General features: G+C 32.5%; 15 protein-coding genes. 5 read left to right on the top strand and 10 right to left on the bottom strand.

Annotated elements, in window-relative coordinates:
- Window positions 1–83 precede the first annotated feature (83 nt).
- Window positions 84–1,262, bottom strand: coding sequence for an amidohydrolase (locus EP747_RS22065; RefSeq protein WP_129692154.1), 1,179 nt, complete (start codon window positions 1,260–1,262; stop codon window positions 84–86).
- Between the two features lie 156 nt (window positions 1,263–1,418).
- Here EP747_RS22065 and EP747_RS22070 point away from each other — a divergent pair, with 156 nt between their 5' ends.
- Complete coding sequence (locus EP747_RS22070; RefSeq protein WP_129692155.1) at window positions 1,419–2,339, top strand: S66 peptidase family protein; 921 nt, start codon at window positions 1,419–1,421, stop codon at window positions 2,337–2,339.
- Between the two features lie 141 nt (window positions 2,340–2,480).
- Here EP747_RS22070 and EP747_RS22075 read toward each other — a convergent pair whose 3' ends face one another.
- Together EP747_RS22075 and EP747_RS22080 are read right to left on the bottom strand one after the other, a co-directional pair.
- Entirely contained in the window at window positions 2,481–3,167 is a 687-nt protein-coding gene (locus EP747_RS22075) for a response regulator transcription factor (protein WP_129692156.1), read from the bottom strand.
- A complete protein-coding gene (locus tag EP747_RS22080) occupies window positions 3,164–4,612 on the bottom strand; it encodes a sensor histidine kinase (protein WP_129692157.1) in 1,449 nt (482 codons plus the stop codon). The genes EP747_RS22075 and EP747_RS22080 overlap by 4 nt, the downstream gene beginning before the upstream one ends.
- 267 nt (window positions 4,613–4,879) lie before the next feature.
- Here EP747_RS22080 and EP747_RS24420 point away from each other — a divergent pair, with 267 nt between their 5' ends.
- Window positions 4,880–5,047, top strand: coding sequence for a hypothetical protein (locus EP747_RS24420; protein WP_165347215.1), 168 nt, complete (start codon window positions 4,880–4,882; stop codon window positions 5,045–5,047).
- 306 nt (window positions 5,048–5,353) lie between these two features.
- Here the strand turns inward: EP747_RS24420 and EP747_RS22085 are convergent, their stop codons facing one another.
- Window positions 5,354–6,823: a long-chain-fatty-acid--CoA ligase gene (locus tag EP747_RS22085; RefSeq protein WP_129692158.1), complete on the bottom strand. Its 1,470-nt coding sequence runs from the start codon at window positions 6,821–6,823 to the stop codon at window positions 5,354–5,356.
- Window positions 6,824–7,072: 249 nt separating this feature from the next.
- Here EP747_RS22085 and EP747_RS22090 point away from each other — a divergent pair, with 249 nt between their 5' ends.
- From EP747_RS22090 to EP747_RS22095, 3 genes are all read left to right on the top strand, one after another.
- Window positions 7,073–8,152 carry a site-2 protease family protein gene (locus EP747_RS22090; protein WP_129692159.1) on the top strand — a complete coding sequence of 360 codons (1,080 nt, stop codon included), beginning with the start codon at window positions 7,073–7,075 and terminating at the stop codon, window positions 8,150–8,152.
- Between the two features lie 305 nt (window positions 8,153–8,457).
- On the top strand, window positions 8,458–8,634 hold the full coding sequence (locus tag EP747_RS24425; protein WP_165347217.1) for a hypothetical protein: 177 nt from the start codon (window positions 8,458–8,460) through the stop codon (window positions 8,632–8,634).
- A gap of 27 nt (window positions 8,635–8,661) precedes the next feature.
- Complete coding sequence (locus EP747_RS22095) at window positions 8,662–9,327, top strand: hypothetical protein (protein WP_129692160.1); 666 nt, start codon at window positions 8,662–8,664, stop codon at window positions 9,325–9,327.
- Between the two features lie 625 nt (window positions 9,328–9,952).
- Here the strand turns inward: EP747_RS22095 and EP747_RS22100 are convergent.
- From EP747_RS22100 to argC, 6 genes are all read right to left on the bottom strand, one after another.
- Window positions 9,953–10,756: an aminoglycoside phosphotransferase family protein gene (locus tag EP747_RS22100; RefSeq protein ID WP_165347218.1), complete on the bottom strand. Its 804-nt coding sequence runs from the start codon at window positions 10,754–10,756 to the stop codon at window positions 9,953–9,955.
- A gap of 275 nt (window positions 10,757–11,031) precedes the next feature.
- Window positions 11,032–11,499 (bottom strand): NUDIX domain-containing protein, encoded by a 468-nt coding sequence (locus EP747_RS22105; protein ID WP_129692162.1) that lies wholly within the window; start codon window positions 11,497–11,499, stop codon window positions 11,032–11,034.
- A 157-nt stretch (window positions 11,500–11,656) separates the two neighbouring features.
- Window positions 11,657–12,820: an acetylornithine transaminase gene (locus EP747_RS22110; RefSeq protein ID WP_129692163.1), complete on the bottom strand. Its 1,164-nt coding sequence runs from the start codon at window positions 12,818–12,820 to the stop codon at window positions 11,657–11,659.
- Window positions 12,813–13,583: an acetylglutamate kinase gene (gene argB / locus EP747_RS22115; RefSeq protein WP_129692164.1), complete on the bottom strand. Its 771-nt coding sequence runs from the start codon at window positions 13,581–13,583 to the stop codon at window positions 12,813–12,815. Before argB ends, EP747_RS22110 begins: the two co-directional genes overlap by 8 nt.
- Window positions 13,584–13,597: 14 nt before the next feature.
- Window positions 13,598–14,821 (bottom strand): bifunctional ornithine acetyltransferase/N-acetylglutamate synthase, encoded by a 1,224-nt coding sequence (argJ, locus tag EP747_RS22120; protein ID WP_328590753.1) that lies wholly within the window; start codon window positions 14,819–14,821, stop codon window positions 13,598–13,600.
- Window positions 14,822–14,834: 13 nt separating this feature from the next.
- Entirely contained in the window at window positions 14,835–15,866 is a 1,032-nt protein-coding gene (argC, locus tag EP747_RS22125) for an N-acetyl-gamma-glutamyl-phosphate reductase (RefSeq protein WP_129692165.1), read from the bottom strand.
- Window positions 15,867–16,010 lie beyond the last annotated feature (144 nt).

Here is a 16,010-nt window from a genome sequence, read left to right on the forward strand (position 1 = left end):
TATTCGATTTATCGAACAATAAATGAATATATTGACTTTCTCAAGTATTTGCAGCTTAAAAGGTCGTTATTATCCCTTTATGTCTAACTCAAAAGATTACATGCTGCATGCAAGAACATGTTCAGGCCAATAACAAGAGAATCTTCATCGATTGTAAACCTTGGATGATGATGTGGATACGTACTTTCGCTTTTCTCTGATCCTGAACCAATTTTAAAAAAGCATCCGTCCGCTTTTTGTAAAAAAGCAGAAAAGTCTTCCCCACCCATAGATGGTTTGATATACGCAACAGATTCATTGCCATATACCTCAATAGCTGTTTGTTCCAGCACTTTTGTGACAGCATCATGATTGATAACTGGTCTGTAACCATATCTGTAATGACAGGAATAACTTGCTCCATGAGCCTCGCAAATCCCTTTTACAATTTGTTCAATTCGCAACTCCGCATCGTATCGCAATTTTTCGTCAAAACAACGAACGGTACCGACAATTTCAGCAGTATCGGGAATGATATTATCAGCCGTTCCAGCGTGAAATTGGGTAACAGAAAGGACCCTTTGCGCAAATGCATCGGTTTTCCGTGAAACAATATGCTGCAAATTCGTTATAATTTGTGCTCCGATTGCGATGCTGTCCACAGTATCTTCGGGATGCGCGGCATGTCCGCCTTTGCCGCGGATTGTGATATGGAACGTATCAGGGGCAGCCATCATCGGCCCGTAAACAATACCAATTTTGCCGACTTCCAAACCGGACATGAGATGCAAACCGATTATGTAATCAACCCCTTCCATTACGCCTGCATGCACCATTTCCTCCCCTCCACCAGGATATTGTTCCTCGGCATGCTGGAACAGGAAACGGATTTCTCCACTTATTTCATTTTTATGTTTTGCCAAAATTTCAGCCGCTCCCAGTAAAATGGCGGTGTGCCCGTCATGACCACAGGCATGCATAACGCCTGGAACTGTTGAGGCAAACTCAAAGTTGTTTTCTTCAACAATTGGCAGGGCATCCATATCGGCTCGAATTGCTAGCGTTTTGCCAGGCTTACCACCAACTAGTCTTGCCATCACGCTATATGCGGTCGGACGTGAGAGCTCTAGATTTCCGAAAGATCGCAATGTATCATATACAAATTGAGAGGTTTTTTTCTCATTAAAAGAAAGCTCTGGATATTTGTGAAGGTGTCTTCTCCAATTTACTAACTTTTCTTTTGAAATCTCTGCTTTAAATTCTACATTTTCTAAGGATTTCACTTAAACATCTCCTTCCCATTTTCAACTGTTAAATTCTCTATCATACAGATAATCCCCTTCTAATGTAAAAAATACATTGAAAAAAAAGCCTTAGATAAGGAAATTGCTATTTGATATAGAATATATATAAGATGTCACACAAATAGGAGGGAAAATATGCGAAAACCGAATGCATTGAAAATAGGGGATACTGTAATGATTATTGCACCTTCAAGTCCACCAAATATTGAAAATGTGATGAAAATGAAGCTTACAATAGAACAAGCTGGCCTGAATGTCCTGATCGGCAAAGGCGTAACAGAAAAGCGGGGCTATCTTGCAGGAAGCGATGAAAACAGAGTGTCGGACTTACATAAAGCCTTCTATGACCCTGAAGTAAAGGCTGTATTGTGCGCAACCGGAGGATATGGAAGCGGAAGATTGCTGCAAGACATTGACTTTGAGCACATCAAAAACAATCCGAAAATCTTTTGGGGATACAGTGACATCACAGCTTTGCATATTGCTTTGCAACAAAAAGCAAACTTGGTGACGTTTCATGGACCTATGATGCAAGAGTGTGGGGCAGATGACGTACTAACAGAGACGATTGGTTCTTTCAAGCAATTATTAGAGCCGCTCAGTTTAATCTTTTCTGCTTCTGAAACAAATACATACCCTACATTTTCACATTCTGTAACTGCCCCAATAACCGGTGGCAATCTAACAGTTATTACAAGCACGTTCGGTACACCTTATGAGATAGATACAAAAGGTAAAATTTTATTTATTGAAGACATTCAAGAAGAACCCTATCGTATTGATCGAATGATCAATCAATTGCGTTTGGCAAGGAAGTTTGAGGATTGTAAAGGGATCATCTTTGGAGATTTTAAAGATTGCGGGCCACAAAAACGTAAATCTTCCCTTACAATAGCAGAAATTGTGTATGATCATATTGTCCCGCTGGAATTGCCGATTTTAAGCGGATTTCCTATTGGTCACTGTTCTCCAAATTACGGAGTCCCTTTTGGAGTCCCTGTTACAATGAATGGAGTAGACCAAACGATATCGTTTGAACCTGGAATACACATATAGTGATAGTGGCGATTTAAGTAACCACAATAATTCGATTGATAGTCAATTGTCCTGTAATTTAGTTCCATATGAAAATCAACAATCAACCTTTACAGGGCTTTAGATAAAAAACCGCCAACAAGTGACGGTTTTTAAATGTTGTTATACATTAAATCGATATCCCGCTCCCCAAACTGTTTCCAAGAACTTAGGGTTTGTAGGGTCTCTTTCTATCTTTTCACGTAATCTACTAACATGGACAGTTACAGTTGAAACGTCTGCAGCTGATTCGAGGCCCCAAACCTTTTCATAGAGCTGTTCTTTACTTAATACTTGGTTCGGGTTCATTACAAAAAACACCATCAAATCAAATTCTTTTGTCGTAAATGGTACTTCTACTTCGTTAACAAAAACTTTACGAGCAGAACGATCGATTGAAATACCATGTACGAAAATTGTTTTTGAAACGGTATTATTCCCTGCAAGCCTTTCATATCGCGATAAATGTGCCTTTACTCTTGCAACTAGTTCACTTGGGCTAAATGGCTTTGTAATATAATCGTCCGCACCTAAACCGAGGCCTCTAATTTTATCAATATCTTCTTTTTTAGCAGATACAAATAAAATAGGAATGTTTTTTACAGCACGTAGTTCTTTACAAATTTCAAAACCATTTTTGCCTGGCAACATGATATCCAAAATGATTAAATCATAATTTCCATTTAGTGCATGTTGAAGGCCTTCATCGCCATTATGTTGAATATCTACACGAAAATCATTTATTTCTAAATAATCTCTTTGTAATTCTGCAATGCTTATATCATCTTCAATGAGTAATATTTCTTTCAATTTCTCTCACCTTTCTTTAAGGAAAAGAATATACTTGTCCCCTTACCAATCTCGCTAGTTGCCCAGATTTTCCCTTCGTGCTCTTCAACAATTTGTTTTGCGATTGCTAGTCCTAAACCACTACCGCCAGTTTGTGAATTTCTTGATTGTTCTGCACGGTAAAAACGTTCAAAAATAAATGGTAACGCAGCAGGATCAATACCTTGTCCATTATCTGTTACTTCTACAATTACTTCATTTAATTGTTCATTTAATGAAAATGAAATTTTCTTTTCTTTTTTGTCCATATATTTCACACAATTGCTTACTAAGTTTGACAACACTCTTTTTAATTTCTCTCGATCCGCTGTTACATCGATTGATTCATTTAATAGACTAAATTCTATCTTGATGCCTTGCTGTAGTAAATCCAAATAAATTTCTTCTATATAGCTACCAATATATTTATTCAACTCGAAAGTTTCAAAATGAAATGGTTCTTTTTTTAAATCCAGTTTAGAGAATAAGAACAATTCATCGATTAATGAATCCATGTCCTTTGCTTTAGAGTAAACTGTTGATAAATATTTTTCCATTTTCTCTGGAGTATTTGCTACACCATCTTTTATCCCTTCCACATATCCAATTATTGAAGTAATCGGTGTTTTCAAATCATGTGAAATATTGGACAATAGCTCTTTACGATTTTCCTCATATTGAATCTGGAGATTGATCGATTCTTTTAATTTTATTCTCATTTCCTCAAACGCTTTATTTAATACACCAATTTCATCATTTGAATTCGTATCAATTTCAAAATTTAAATCCCCAACTTTAATTTTTTCAGCACCATTTTTAAGTTTTGAGATAGGCTTAATAATACTTCTTGAAACTAAGTAATTTAACATTCCAATTATCATGATAAATAAAAAAAGCAGTAATCCTAGTAAAATTGGAAAAAGATTACGAATAACCTCGGTATATGAGCTTGCCTTCTTTAAGACAAAAATACTCCCTTGGCTTTGATCTGGAAAATAAAAATCAAATTTCACATACGTAAAAAACAAATCATTAATTTTAATCGTATCACGAGTATTAATATTCGTTGCCTCAAACCCAGGAAGTGCATGTTCCAACACTTTTTTGTCTAACGACGGGGAAGCGTACTCGATATGTGTTCCCTTTCGAACTACAATTCCGATATTCTTATGCTCAATACTTTTTAGTTCCTTCTTATTAAGTAACTGCTTAGGATTATTTTTAGCAAGTAACTTCAGATCGAGAAACACACTTTCTTCTACTGTTGTCAAAGGCTTTTGTACATAGGTTTTTTTGTAAAGATGTTCAACTGACTTTACATCTCCAGTTATTGCAAAAATTATTAAAAAACCTGCTGCCAATAATAATGTGATTGAGAAAAGAATCACCCCAATATAAGACAACAGAAACCTCATTTTAATTGACATTTCTTTCACTCGCTCGGTAATAAAATTTTATTTAGATTATCTTTATTCTTAGCATTCTAGCTACTGTCGTAAACTACACCCTCTATAAATAAAGGATTATTTTGAATTGAAATTAAGTGAACTATATCATATAAATCTTAAAAAAGTGTAAAATTTTTGTGAAATAAGTCTAAACAAAACTTTTAAGTATTTTTTCGTAAATAAGTTAAAAGTCATCAAATTATTAAGTTTGCTTGTATGTAATAATAGATTGAAAGGAGGTCGAATATGAAAAATTATGTAGAAGAACTTCCCAATGGAATATTAAGGAGTGTTGAAGAACTTAAATTACTCTATCCAGATCGAAAAATTACAACTAATGCGGTTTATGAGTGGATGCAATTTACAAATCAAAAAAAGGTATTTGGAAAATCCTTCGTGAAAATTTCAATATGAATGATCATGGGAAATATAGTTATTTTATTTAGTGACTTTAGCTTGTACTCATTATTATGAGCACATTTTTTTATTTTAGCTACTTATGTATTCTTTATTAGTTGGGGATTTTTATCTTCTGCTTTTTTACTTACTCATGAACCCTTTATGAGTAACCTATTTTCATCGTTTTGCTATTTTACTTACTCATAATCACCTTATGAGTAAGTATTTTTCTTATTTTTGCAAAAAAAGACCACCAGCTTTAGACAATAGCCCAAATTTGCAAAAAAAAAAAAAGACCATTCAAATGATTGGTCTCCAAAATTATCTAAGATTTCTTTTTAAAATTTTCCCAGTACCATTTTTAGGCAGTTCTTTTACAAAATAAATTTCCTTAGGAACTTTATAATAAACAAGTGCTTTTTTACAAAAATCAATGATCTCACTTTCTGAAAGTGAATTATTTGAAACGACTAAATAAGCACACACACTTTCACCTATTAATTGATTAGGTTTCCCGACTACCGCTGCTTCAATAATATTAGGATGTTGATAAAGGCGCTCTTCTATTTCTCTAGGGTAAACATTATATCCGTTCGTTATAATAACATCTTTTTTTCGATCTAATAAAAATAAATATCCATCTTCATCTTTTTTACCGAGATCACCCGTTTTAAACCAACCGTTAGAAAATGCTTTTTCAGTTTCTTCTATATTATTTAAATAACCACGCATCACATTCGGGCCAATCGCAACAACTTCTCCTACTTGCCCAGTTGGAACTTCATCGCCATCTTCATTTACTATTCTTGTCTCAACACTAGGTAGATCAAGACCAACTGATCCTGGTTTGCAAATACCACGATATGGATTGAAAGTAAGAACTGGAGCTGTTTCAGATAGTCCGTAGCCTTCTACAATTAAAACATTGTATTTTTCTTGAATTGACTGTAATAATTCGATTGGTATTGATGCACCGCCAGAAATACATGCTCTCAAACTTCTAAAATCATTTGCTGTCGCACTTTTTAATTGATATAAATAATTATAAATCGTCGGTACTGCTGCAATTAAAGTAGCTTTTTGTTTCTTTATTACCTCAACTAATTCAGCTGGATTAAATTTAGGAATGATGATCGTTGATGCTCCATTTAACAAAATCATATTTACACATAATGTTAAGCAAAATGAATGAAACATTGGAAGGACAGCGATCATTTGATCATTCTCACTTAATTCGATTAACTTGGAAAAATCATTTGCATTTTCAATTAAATTGAAATGAGACAACATGGCACCTTTAGGGTTTCCGGTTGTTCCTGATGTATATAGAATAACAGCCGTATCATCTTGTAGGGTTTCAATTTCTTCTAATTGATTTTTTATTTTCACTGTCGGTTGTATTTCATTTATTAAAATAATATTTAATAAAGTAGGACACTGATTTTTAACACTTTTAAGTTTTTTTTCCTGTTCACTAGTTGAAATTACAAGTTTAGTGGAAGAGTCTTTTAAAATATAGCTAAGTTCACTTTCTGTAAAAGCTGGATTTAATGGAATGACGATCGCACCGAGTCTTAATATTGCTAAATAGGTTTGTACAAACTCAGGAGAATTTCCTAATAAAATCGCTATTTTATCTCCCTTTTCAATCTTATTTTCAACTAATATTTGTGCTATGTTTTCAGACGATAAAATGAGTTCTTCATAATTCATTTTGTTTCCATCGTAACTAAAAGCTATGTTTTTACCTTTATTATCTGCTACTTCTTTAATCATCCCATATATATTCATTATTTTATCAATCCTTAGTTAATTTCATTGTTAGTATTTCATATAATAAAATATTCTAGAAAAATGCAAAAGTTAGAAAGATAACTTTCTAACATTGATTTTCATTTATTTCGTTATCATTCTATTAAATTTTTTGTAAAAGGACAGACTTTAGTCCCTATTTCTTTATTATTCTGTCAAACAAATAATCTTTAATGATATAATTTTTATACACATAATCATATCATAATTAGCGAGAAGGTGAAATGAATGGCACAACCAATGATCAATAATAAAACGAAAAAATCATTAACAAGAATTGGTGTTGTAATCGCACTAATAGGTACTAAATTAAAGCTACTTTTACCGCTATTAAAAGCTGCAAAATTTTTATCTTTTTTAACCATGATATTGTCTTTATTTGTATACGGATTTACATTTGGATGGTATTTTGCTTTCGCACTTGTTTACTTATTAATTTGTCATGAGGGTGGGCATTTAATTGCTGCGAAACAAAAGGGTCTACCAACTTCACCAGCATTTTTTATTCCTTTTGTCGGGGCAGTTATTTCACTTAAAGAAACGCCAAAAGATGCTGTAACTGAATCTTATGTAGCATTTGGTGGTCCGTTTTTTGGCTTAATTTCAGTTCTACCAGCAATTCCTCTCTATCATTACACACATAATGAATTTTTCGGATTAGTAATTGCTTTTGGCTGTATACTTAATTTGTTTAATTTAATTCCTATTTCTCCTCTAGATGGAGGGAGAATTTTAAGTGTATTACCTCCAATTTTTTGGTTTATCGGTATTATGATGATGCTAGTGTATTTATTTTATCAACCTAGTTTTATCGCATTTTATATTATTATTTTAGGTATTACTACATTCATTAAACGAATTCGAGAAGCTTACCAATTAAAGGTAATAAAAGAAAAAATAAAACTATACGAACATACTATTAAACAATTTCAATTTGGGATTTTTAATGTCTATTCTGATCGTACGATTGTAAAACGTTTCTTTTTTCCATTTTTTGAGGATAATAAGAAATTAGAATTAGAAATTCATAAGGAACGTCTTGAAATAAACTATCTAATTCGTTCTGTTCGAGCACGTTTCCATGAACCAGACTTAGACTGGAGAACTTATGTTGATGAAAAGATTCAAGAAATTAAACATAAAAGGATTGCACCTTTACTGAAACAACAAGAAACGTTAGAATCTTACTATGTTTCTAGTAATCGTAAAAAATGGCAAATTTTTATTGCCTATATCATTTTAGCGAGTAGTTTAGCTTTACTTGGATTTTGGAGTTATGGTTTAATTGAACATGTTTTAGGAAGATAAGAGAAAAAGAACCTATTTTGAAAATTATTATTCAAGATAGGTTCTTTTATTTTAATTATAAATGCTCTCTTGTATTTAGGGACTGTTTTCTATTTCCTACGGTGGTTTTGAAGAATAGTGCAGAGCTAAGGAAACCAAACATAATATGCCGTTGTTAGAGCAAAATGGAATTTTAGTTCAATAAGGAAGAGGAATTTTGTGGAAAAAAATGGAATATCTTAAAGGTAGAACCAAACAAAGCTTTTTATTATACATACATTTATGTGTAAATTTGAGTTATTAAAAATGGCAGGAGGTAAATGACATTGTTTGGATTTATAATTTTGGGATTTGTTATTCTTATGATTGCATTTGGTTTTTTTATGGAAAAGAAGTTTGGAACTGGCACTCCAAATAAAAGCGATAATCAAACATTAAATGAAGAAATTGGGAGAAGCACAACAAATCCTAATAATTCGAATAATATTAATGGACCAAATTAAAAAGTTCTTCGCTAATAAGGAGGATTTATGTTAAGGAGCAAACTAATTTCTAATTTGGTAAATAAAATCTTGTGTTTAAAAATAGATCATCCAATCCGAGTGGGAGTTAGTGGAATCACGGCATCTGGTAAGACAACAATTGCTAATGAACTAGCTGAGGAACTTAAACGCAGGAAAAAGAACGTGATTAGAACAAGTATAGATCATTTTCATAACCCGAGAGAGATCCGTTACAAACGTGGGAAGGAATCAGCTTTAGGTTATTATGAGGCTGCCCATGATTACGAGGCTTTTAAGCAAAAACTTTTAATTCCTTTAGGACCAAATGGCAATTTGCATTATCAAACAACTTCCTTCGACTTTCATAAGGATGAGTATGTTAATTCAGATTTAAAAGTTGCAACCAAAGATATGATTTTTATTATAGATGGAACATTTTTATTTAAGAGGGATTTATGTAACCTGTACGATTTTAAAATATTCGTAGATACCGAATTTGATATTGCAAGAAAAAGAGGAGCAATCCGTGAAGAACGAGCATTCGGAAGCTTTGAAAAAGCTGAAGAAATGTTTATTAAAAGGTATCATGCAGCTTCGAAACTCTATTTGGAGCAACACTCACCTCAACTTACTGCCGATGTAGTCATTAAAAATAATGATTTAAATAATCCGAGTTTTGTATTTAAAAAATAAATTTTAATAGCGTTAACTAATAAGAGCAACTTCCTAAACATTACTCATAAAAAAAATGAGGCACTCCTCTGAATCATAAAATTTACTAAAGACTATCTAAACAGATAGCCTTTCATGCTGTTGAAAAAAGAAATTGTCAATTTGGATTAACTTTGATAAGTAAGTTGTGTGAAATTGATTTCCACTACAGGGAGCTCGCTTTCCATGGGGCGAGACCTGAGCCTCCTCGGCGCCGCCTGCGGGGTCTTTAGCCTTCCCGCTTCTCCCATAGGAGTCGAGCACCCTTTCGTTCCAATCAAGTTCTTTATAAAAAAAGAATAATCTTAAAAACAATAGAATAGTCAATTGAACGAATGAATTACCCTTTATTATTCAAATTGTAACTTATGATGACGACTTACACATCTTTAGAAATATTGATCGTCAAAAAAGAAGATATTTAATTTCTGCAAGTTAGTTAAAACATGTATCTACCAAAATCACTTGTTTATAATAAGATGACAGATAAAACAATAATAAATAGACTATTTTTTCAAAGAAATTTATTTAATGTTTGTATTTCTCAATATTGACTACAATATATTTCAACACTCTGAAAACCATCTAAACATAGATGGTTTTTTCATTAATCAACATTGTGAATTAATTTTCTATGTAAATCTTTAAAAATATTTATAGCCTGAAAAAAGGATTCATTATAAGTTCCTTCATCTTCTAAACTCCAACATGTTGATAACACAGCATGTGAATAACCCCACAGTAGTACCCTTTCTTTATTTAGATTCAATTCTTTTACTAGTAAATCAATTCGATTTTCTAGAGTTGTAGAAATATCTTTCCCCTCTAAGTTGTTCAAAAGAAACTGGATGATGTCATATTCTCTTTCGCCTATTAATCCTTTTGGATCAATAACTTTCCATGAGTTTTCTCCTGCATTTAATATATTATAATGATGTAAGTCCCCGTGAAGTAAGTATTTTGTAGATTGTGTACGATTCATTTCCTTAAAAATATCAAACGCATCTAATAGCATTTCTTTTGATATAGGGCCTAAGCCATTAGGAAATTTTTCAACGATTCGACTTAAGCTTTTTTCTCTACTTAATATAGAAGGTATTTTAGTGGCTTTAGGTGTAGCTTTCCATAAATTTTTCATCACTTTGACGGCTATGTACATTGCCTCTTCTTCATTTTCAATCGTAGCAAGAGTTTCGCCAGGCAATAGTTGTTCTAAAATTAGGATTCCTTCATTAAGATCTGAATCAATAACTTTAACGAATTCATTATCTTTAAACTCCTTTAAAGCTTCAATCTCACTATTAAATTCCTCATTTGGGACTGCTAGTTTAATAACTGCGTTTTTTTGACCATCAATTAAAATTGGCGCTACAAAATTATATGATAATTCAAATGGAGATAATATTTTCATATTCCATCGAAATTCACATCTATTACACAAGTCTTCAAAATTCTCGAGCCATATGTCCCCTTTTTCTTTATGGATAGCTTTAATCGTTTTTATAAACTGTTCTGGAAGGTTTATCAACTAATCACCCTTTTTCTAAAAAGAATAGTTTTTCATGATTGCTAAAAAAATGTAGAGTTGACCACTTTGGAAAAAGTAGAAAAGTTGAGTCCCACACTTTTTTAAAAAAATTACATGGAGAAACTCAACTACAGTTAAATGAAAGATGGAGTGAATAATCAAATTAGTTGTTCTTTTAATTTGTACTCTTCAATTAATCGATTATTTTGATAGTTACCTTTTGCATATTGAATAATTTGATCTTTAATATTTGGATATAAGATGATATTGTCTAATTCATTGATTGGTACCCACTCTACGCCAGTTTGATTTGGATCTGGATTTAGTGGCATCGTTGGAATTGAGTCTTCTTTAATATGGCATCGGAACATTAAACTTAATCCATGTATTCTATGACCAGTCAGATGAGGTGCATTTTCTGAAACAAATACTAGTTCCCCAACCTCAACTTCTACACCTGCTTCTTCAAATGCTTCTCTTTTTACAGCTTCAATAATTGTCTCACTAGGTTCGGTACCGCCAGCTGGTAAATTATAATGAATTCCGTCCTCATCTGTAAATTGAATTAATAAAACTGAATCATTTTCAACAATTAAAGCACATGCTCTTACACGAATATGATACATAGCCTAGCTCCTCCCCCAATAAAAGTGATTATTCCATTATCTAAAAAATTAATTCAACTTTCAATCTATTTTAACGAATCAAGTAGAAAGGCCTAAATAATAAAAAGGCATCATGGTATAGGTCCATGAATGCCTTCTAGTCAAAAAACACTGTACATTATTTTACTTGGCTATCTAAAAAATAAGAAGAAAGTACTTGTTTCATAATTTGGATTGCTTCATCTATTTCTTCGTATGATAAATTGATCGGCGGTAATAATCTTAATACATTAGCGCCTGCAGTACCAACGATTAAACCATTCTTTATAAATTGTTCTACTAGTTGATCTACAGATAGATTTAATTCGATACCAACCATTAATCCTTTACCGCGTATTTCTAATATTTGTGGAAACTCTTCTTTTATTTCGGCTAATTTATCAAATAAATACTGTCCTTTATCTTTCACACTATTTAAGAATGGCAAATCATTAATAATATTGATTGTTTCAAAAGCAGCCGCCATTGCTAAATAATTTCCGCCAAAGGTTGAACCATGCGCACCTATCGAGAATGTGTTAGCTAGATTGTTCTTACCGAGCATTGCCCCAACTGGAAAACCATTCCCTAAACCTTTTGCTAGTGTAATAATATCTGGGTTTAGTGGAGTTTGTTCATAGGCAAACATTGTTCCTGTTCTGCCCACTCCGGTTTGTATTTCATCAACAATGAGTAATAATTCATGTTTTTTACAAAGAGCTTGAACGCCTTCAAAAAAATCATTATTACCAACAATTACACCACCTTCACCTTGGATTACTTCCAAAATAATTGCTCCAGTATTTTCGTTAATTTCATTTTGTAAAGCATTTAAATCATTATATGGTACATATGTAAAGCCACTTAACATCTCGCCGTATCCTTCATGAATTTTAGACTGACCTGTAGCAGCCATTGATCCAAAAGTACGTCCATGAAAGCTTTGTTTAAAACTGATTATATGAGATTTACCTGAATGTTTTCTAGCTAATTTTATAGCTGCCTCATTCGCTTCTGTACCACTATTACAGAAAAATACTAATCCATCCTTAAAGCTTTTTACTAAAACTTTAGCTAGCTCTTCTTGTTTTTTAATTGTAAATAAATTTGATACGTGCCAAATCGATTCTACTTGTTCCTTTAGTGCATTTACAACTTTTGGATGACAATGACCTAAGTTACAAACAGCAATTCCACTTAAAAAATCTAGGTACTTGTTATTTTCGTCATCATATAAGTAAGTACCTTTTCCGTTTTGAAAATTAATTGTTTTTTTATTATAAGTTGGGAATAAATTACTCACTTAACACAACTCCTTTTGTAAATACTGTACCGTTAATCGTTCCATTTTCATTTAAAAAATTCTCACCTACAATAGCCACTGAATTAACTACATTTAATGCATTTAAAGCACTTGTAACTTTAGGAATCATTCCACCATAAATTGTTTTTTCATCGATTAATTTATCAACTTCACTAGGCGTAATCCTTTCAATCAATTTTTGTTCTAGATCTAAAACACCATTTGTATTTGTGATAAAGCAGAGTAATTCCGCATTCATTGCCTTGGCAATACTTTTTGCCGCTTCATCTGCATTAATATTATATTTTTGGCCAATTTTATCCACCCCGACAGGTGAAATTACTGGTACATAATCATTGTTAAGTAGTAAATCTAATAGATTTGTATTTACATCCTCAATTTCTCCAACCCAACCTAATTTTCCCTTATTAAAAAGTGAAGCTTCCAGTAATAGATTGTCACATCCTGATAGACCAATCGCTTTAATATTATATTGATTACAAATAATCGTTAAATCTTTATTGATTTTACCATTTAGTACATACTCTACAATTTCTAAAACTTCGGATGAAGTCTTACGAATGCCGTCTTCCATTTCTACTGGAATTGAAAACTTTAATAATAAGTTATTTATAAGTGGTCCCCCTCCATGAACAAGGATGACTTTTTTACCACTCATTTTTAATTGGTTTATATTTTCAAAGAATGTATTTGATAAGTTATGGATTAAACTACCACCAAGTTTAATGACTACTGTTTCCAATGTTTAATTCCCCCTTATGTGCGATAGCTTGCATTTATTTTCACATAATCATAAGTTAAATCGCAGCCCCATGCAGTACCAAGTGCATCACCTTCGTGTAAATGGACATCAATATAAATAATCTCATTTTTCAAAGCAATTTTAGCCTCTTCTTCGTTGAACTCAACAGGTTTACTACCAAATAATACTGTTACACCATTAATGGAAATATCGATTTGATTAAAATTCCCTTCAACCCCGCTATATCCAATGGCACCAATAATTCTTCCCCAGTTAGCGTCTTCACCATAAACAGCTGTTTTTACTAAATTAGATCCGACGATCGTTTTAGCAATTTGATTTGCATTTTTTTGACTTGAAGCTCCATTTACATTTACTTCAATTAACTTAGTTGCCCCTTCACCATCTCTAGCAATCTTTTTAGCCAAGTCTTCACAAACTAATTGAAATGCGGTTACAAAATTAGCCCAATCTGGATGACTTTCAGTTAATTCCTCATGTTCAACAGCTCCATTTGCCATAACTAAAACCATATCATTTGTTGAAGTATCTCCATCAACTGTAATTTGGTTAAATGTCTTATCCGTCACTTCTTTTAATAAAGTTTGTAACTGACCAGAACTAATCGTAGCGTCAGTTGTCACAAAACCAAGCATAGTTGCCATATTTGGATGAATCATTCCAGAACCTTTTGCAGACCCAGCAATCGTTACGATCTTTCCGTCAATCAATACTTCATAACAAGTAGTTTTTATAACAGTATCTGTCGTTAATATTGCGTGGCCAAAATCTTCTCCATCTTCCAACTTATTACCTAGAGTTAACTTGTCAATGCCGCTTTTTAATCGATCCATTTTTAAATATTCACCGATTACACCAGTCGATGCGATTGCGACTAAGTGTTCTGGTAAATTAAGATGCTCAGCACACCATGATCTCATTAAATAGGCATCATCCTCTCCTTTTTTACCTGTACATGCATTTGCACAACCACTATTTACTAAAACTGCTTGAAGCTTATTACTATATGAAATACTCTTTTTTGTAATCGCAATTGGTGCAGCTGGAAATAAATTTAATGTATAAACTGCCGCAACTGATGCTGGCTTCTCAGAATAAATTAATCCTAAATCTTTACGTTTATAACGTAATCCGGCATGAACTCCACTAGCATAAAAACCATTTGGTGATGTAATTGTTCCATTTATTTTTTTTATATTCTTTTCTTTTGTTATCAACTTTTATCTCTCCTTATGGAAATATTGGTGTAAATTGTAAACCTGTTTCATCTGGCAAACCTAACATTAAATTCATATTTTGAATTGCCTGACCTGCCGCCCCCTTAACAAGGTTATCAATGACAGAAACGATTGTGATTCGGTTTGTACGATCGTCGTAAGTAGCGTATAAATCACAAAAATTTGAACCATAAACATCTTTTGTACAAGGTACTCCGTCTCTTACTCTCACAAAATAGGAATCTTCATAACTTTGGTTATAGATTTCTTTTAATTCTTCGTTACTAATTTCACGTGTTGAAGTAACATAAATTGTTGACAAAATTCCTCTTGTCATTGGAATTAAATGTGGTGTAAAAGTTATAAAATCCTGTGTTGAATCAATTGATGCAATAAATTGTTCAATTTCAGGTATATGTTGATGTTCAGTAATTTTATAGGCTGTTAAATTTTCATTTCGATTCATAAATTGAGTCGTTTGATTAGCCGTTTTTCCAGCTCCAGAAATTCCAGATTTAGCATCTACTATAATCGAATTTTTCTCTACAATTCCTGCCTTTAATAATGGCGCGACTCCGAGTAGAGTTGCCGTTGGATAACATCCCGGATTAGCTATATTATTGGATTGTTTGATTGCTTCTCGATTTAGTTCAGATAGTCCGTATGTAAATTGAGTCGCTTTTGAAAAACAAGGATGTGTATGTTTATACCATTTTTGGTATGTTTCTTCTTTTTTTAATCGAAAATCTCCTGATAGATCAATCAATTTAGTTTTCGAAAAATCGATTTCTTCCATTAATTCACTGCTAACTCCATGTGGTGTAGCAAAAAACAAAATATCATTTTCGGAAACAGATTTATTTTTATTCCACTTTTTTATTGACCCACTAGTACTTGTAGCTAAATGTGGATAATACGTAGACAAATCTTCCGTATAATCTGATGTTGAATAAAAATTCATACCACTTATTTCCGGATGCATTGATAGTAATCTTACAAGTTCAAGACCACCATATCCGGTTACCCCCATAATACCGACTTTCATTTTAATATCCCCTTTTATAAAATTATATTCTTCATTATAATTATGAATAATTATAAAATCAATTGTATTTTTATAAATATTTGAAAATAAAAAAAGATTAACCAATTTTCTTGATTAATCTTACATTATTTTTTTATTGTATTT

Source organism: Gottfriedia acidiceleris (assembly GCF_004138285.1).
In the GTDB taxonomy this organism is placed as follows: Bacteria; Bacillota; Bacilli; order Bacillales; family Bacillaceae_G; genus Gottfriedia; species Gottfriedia acidiceleris_A.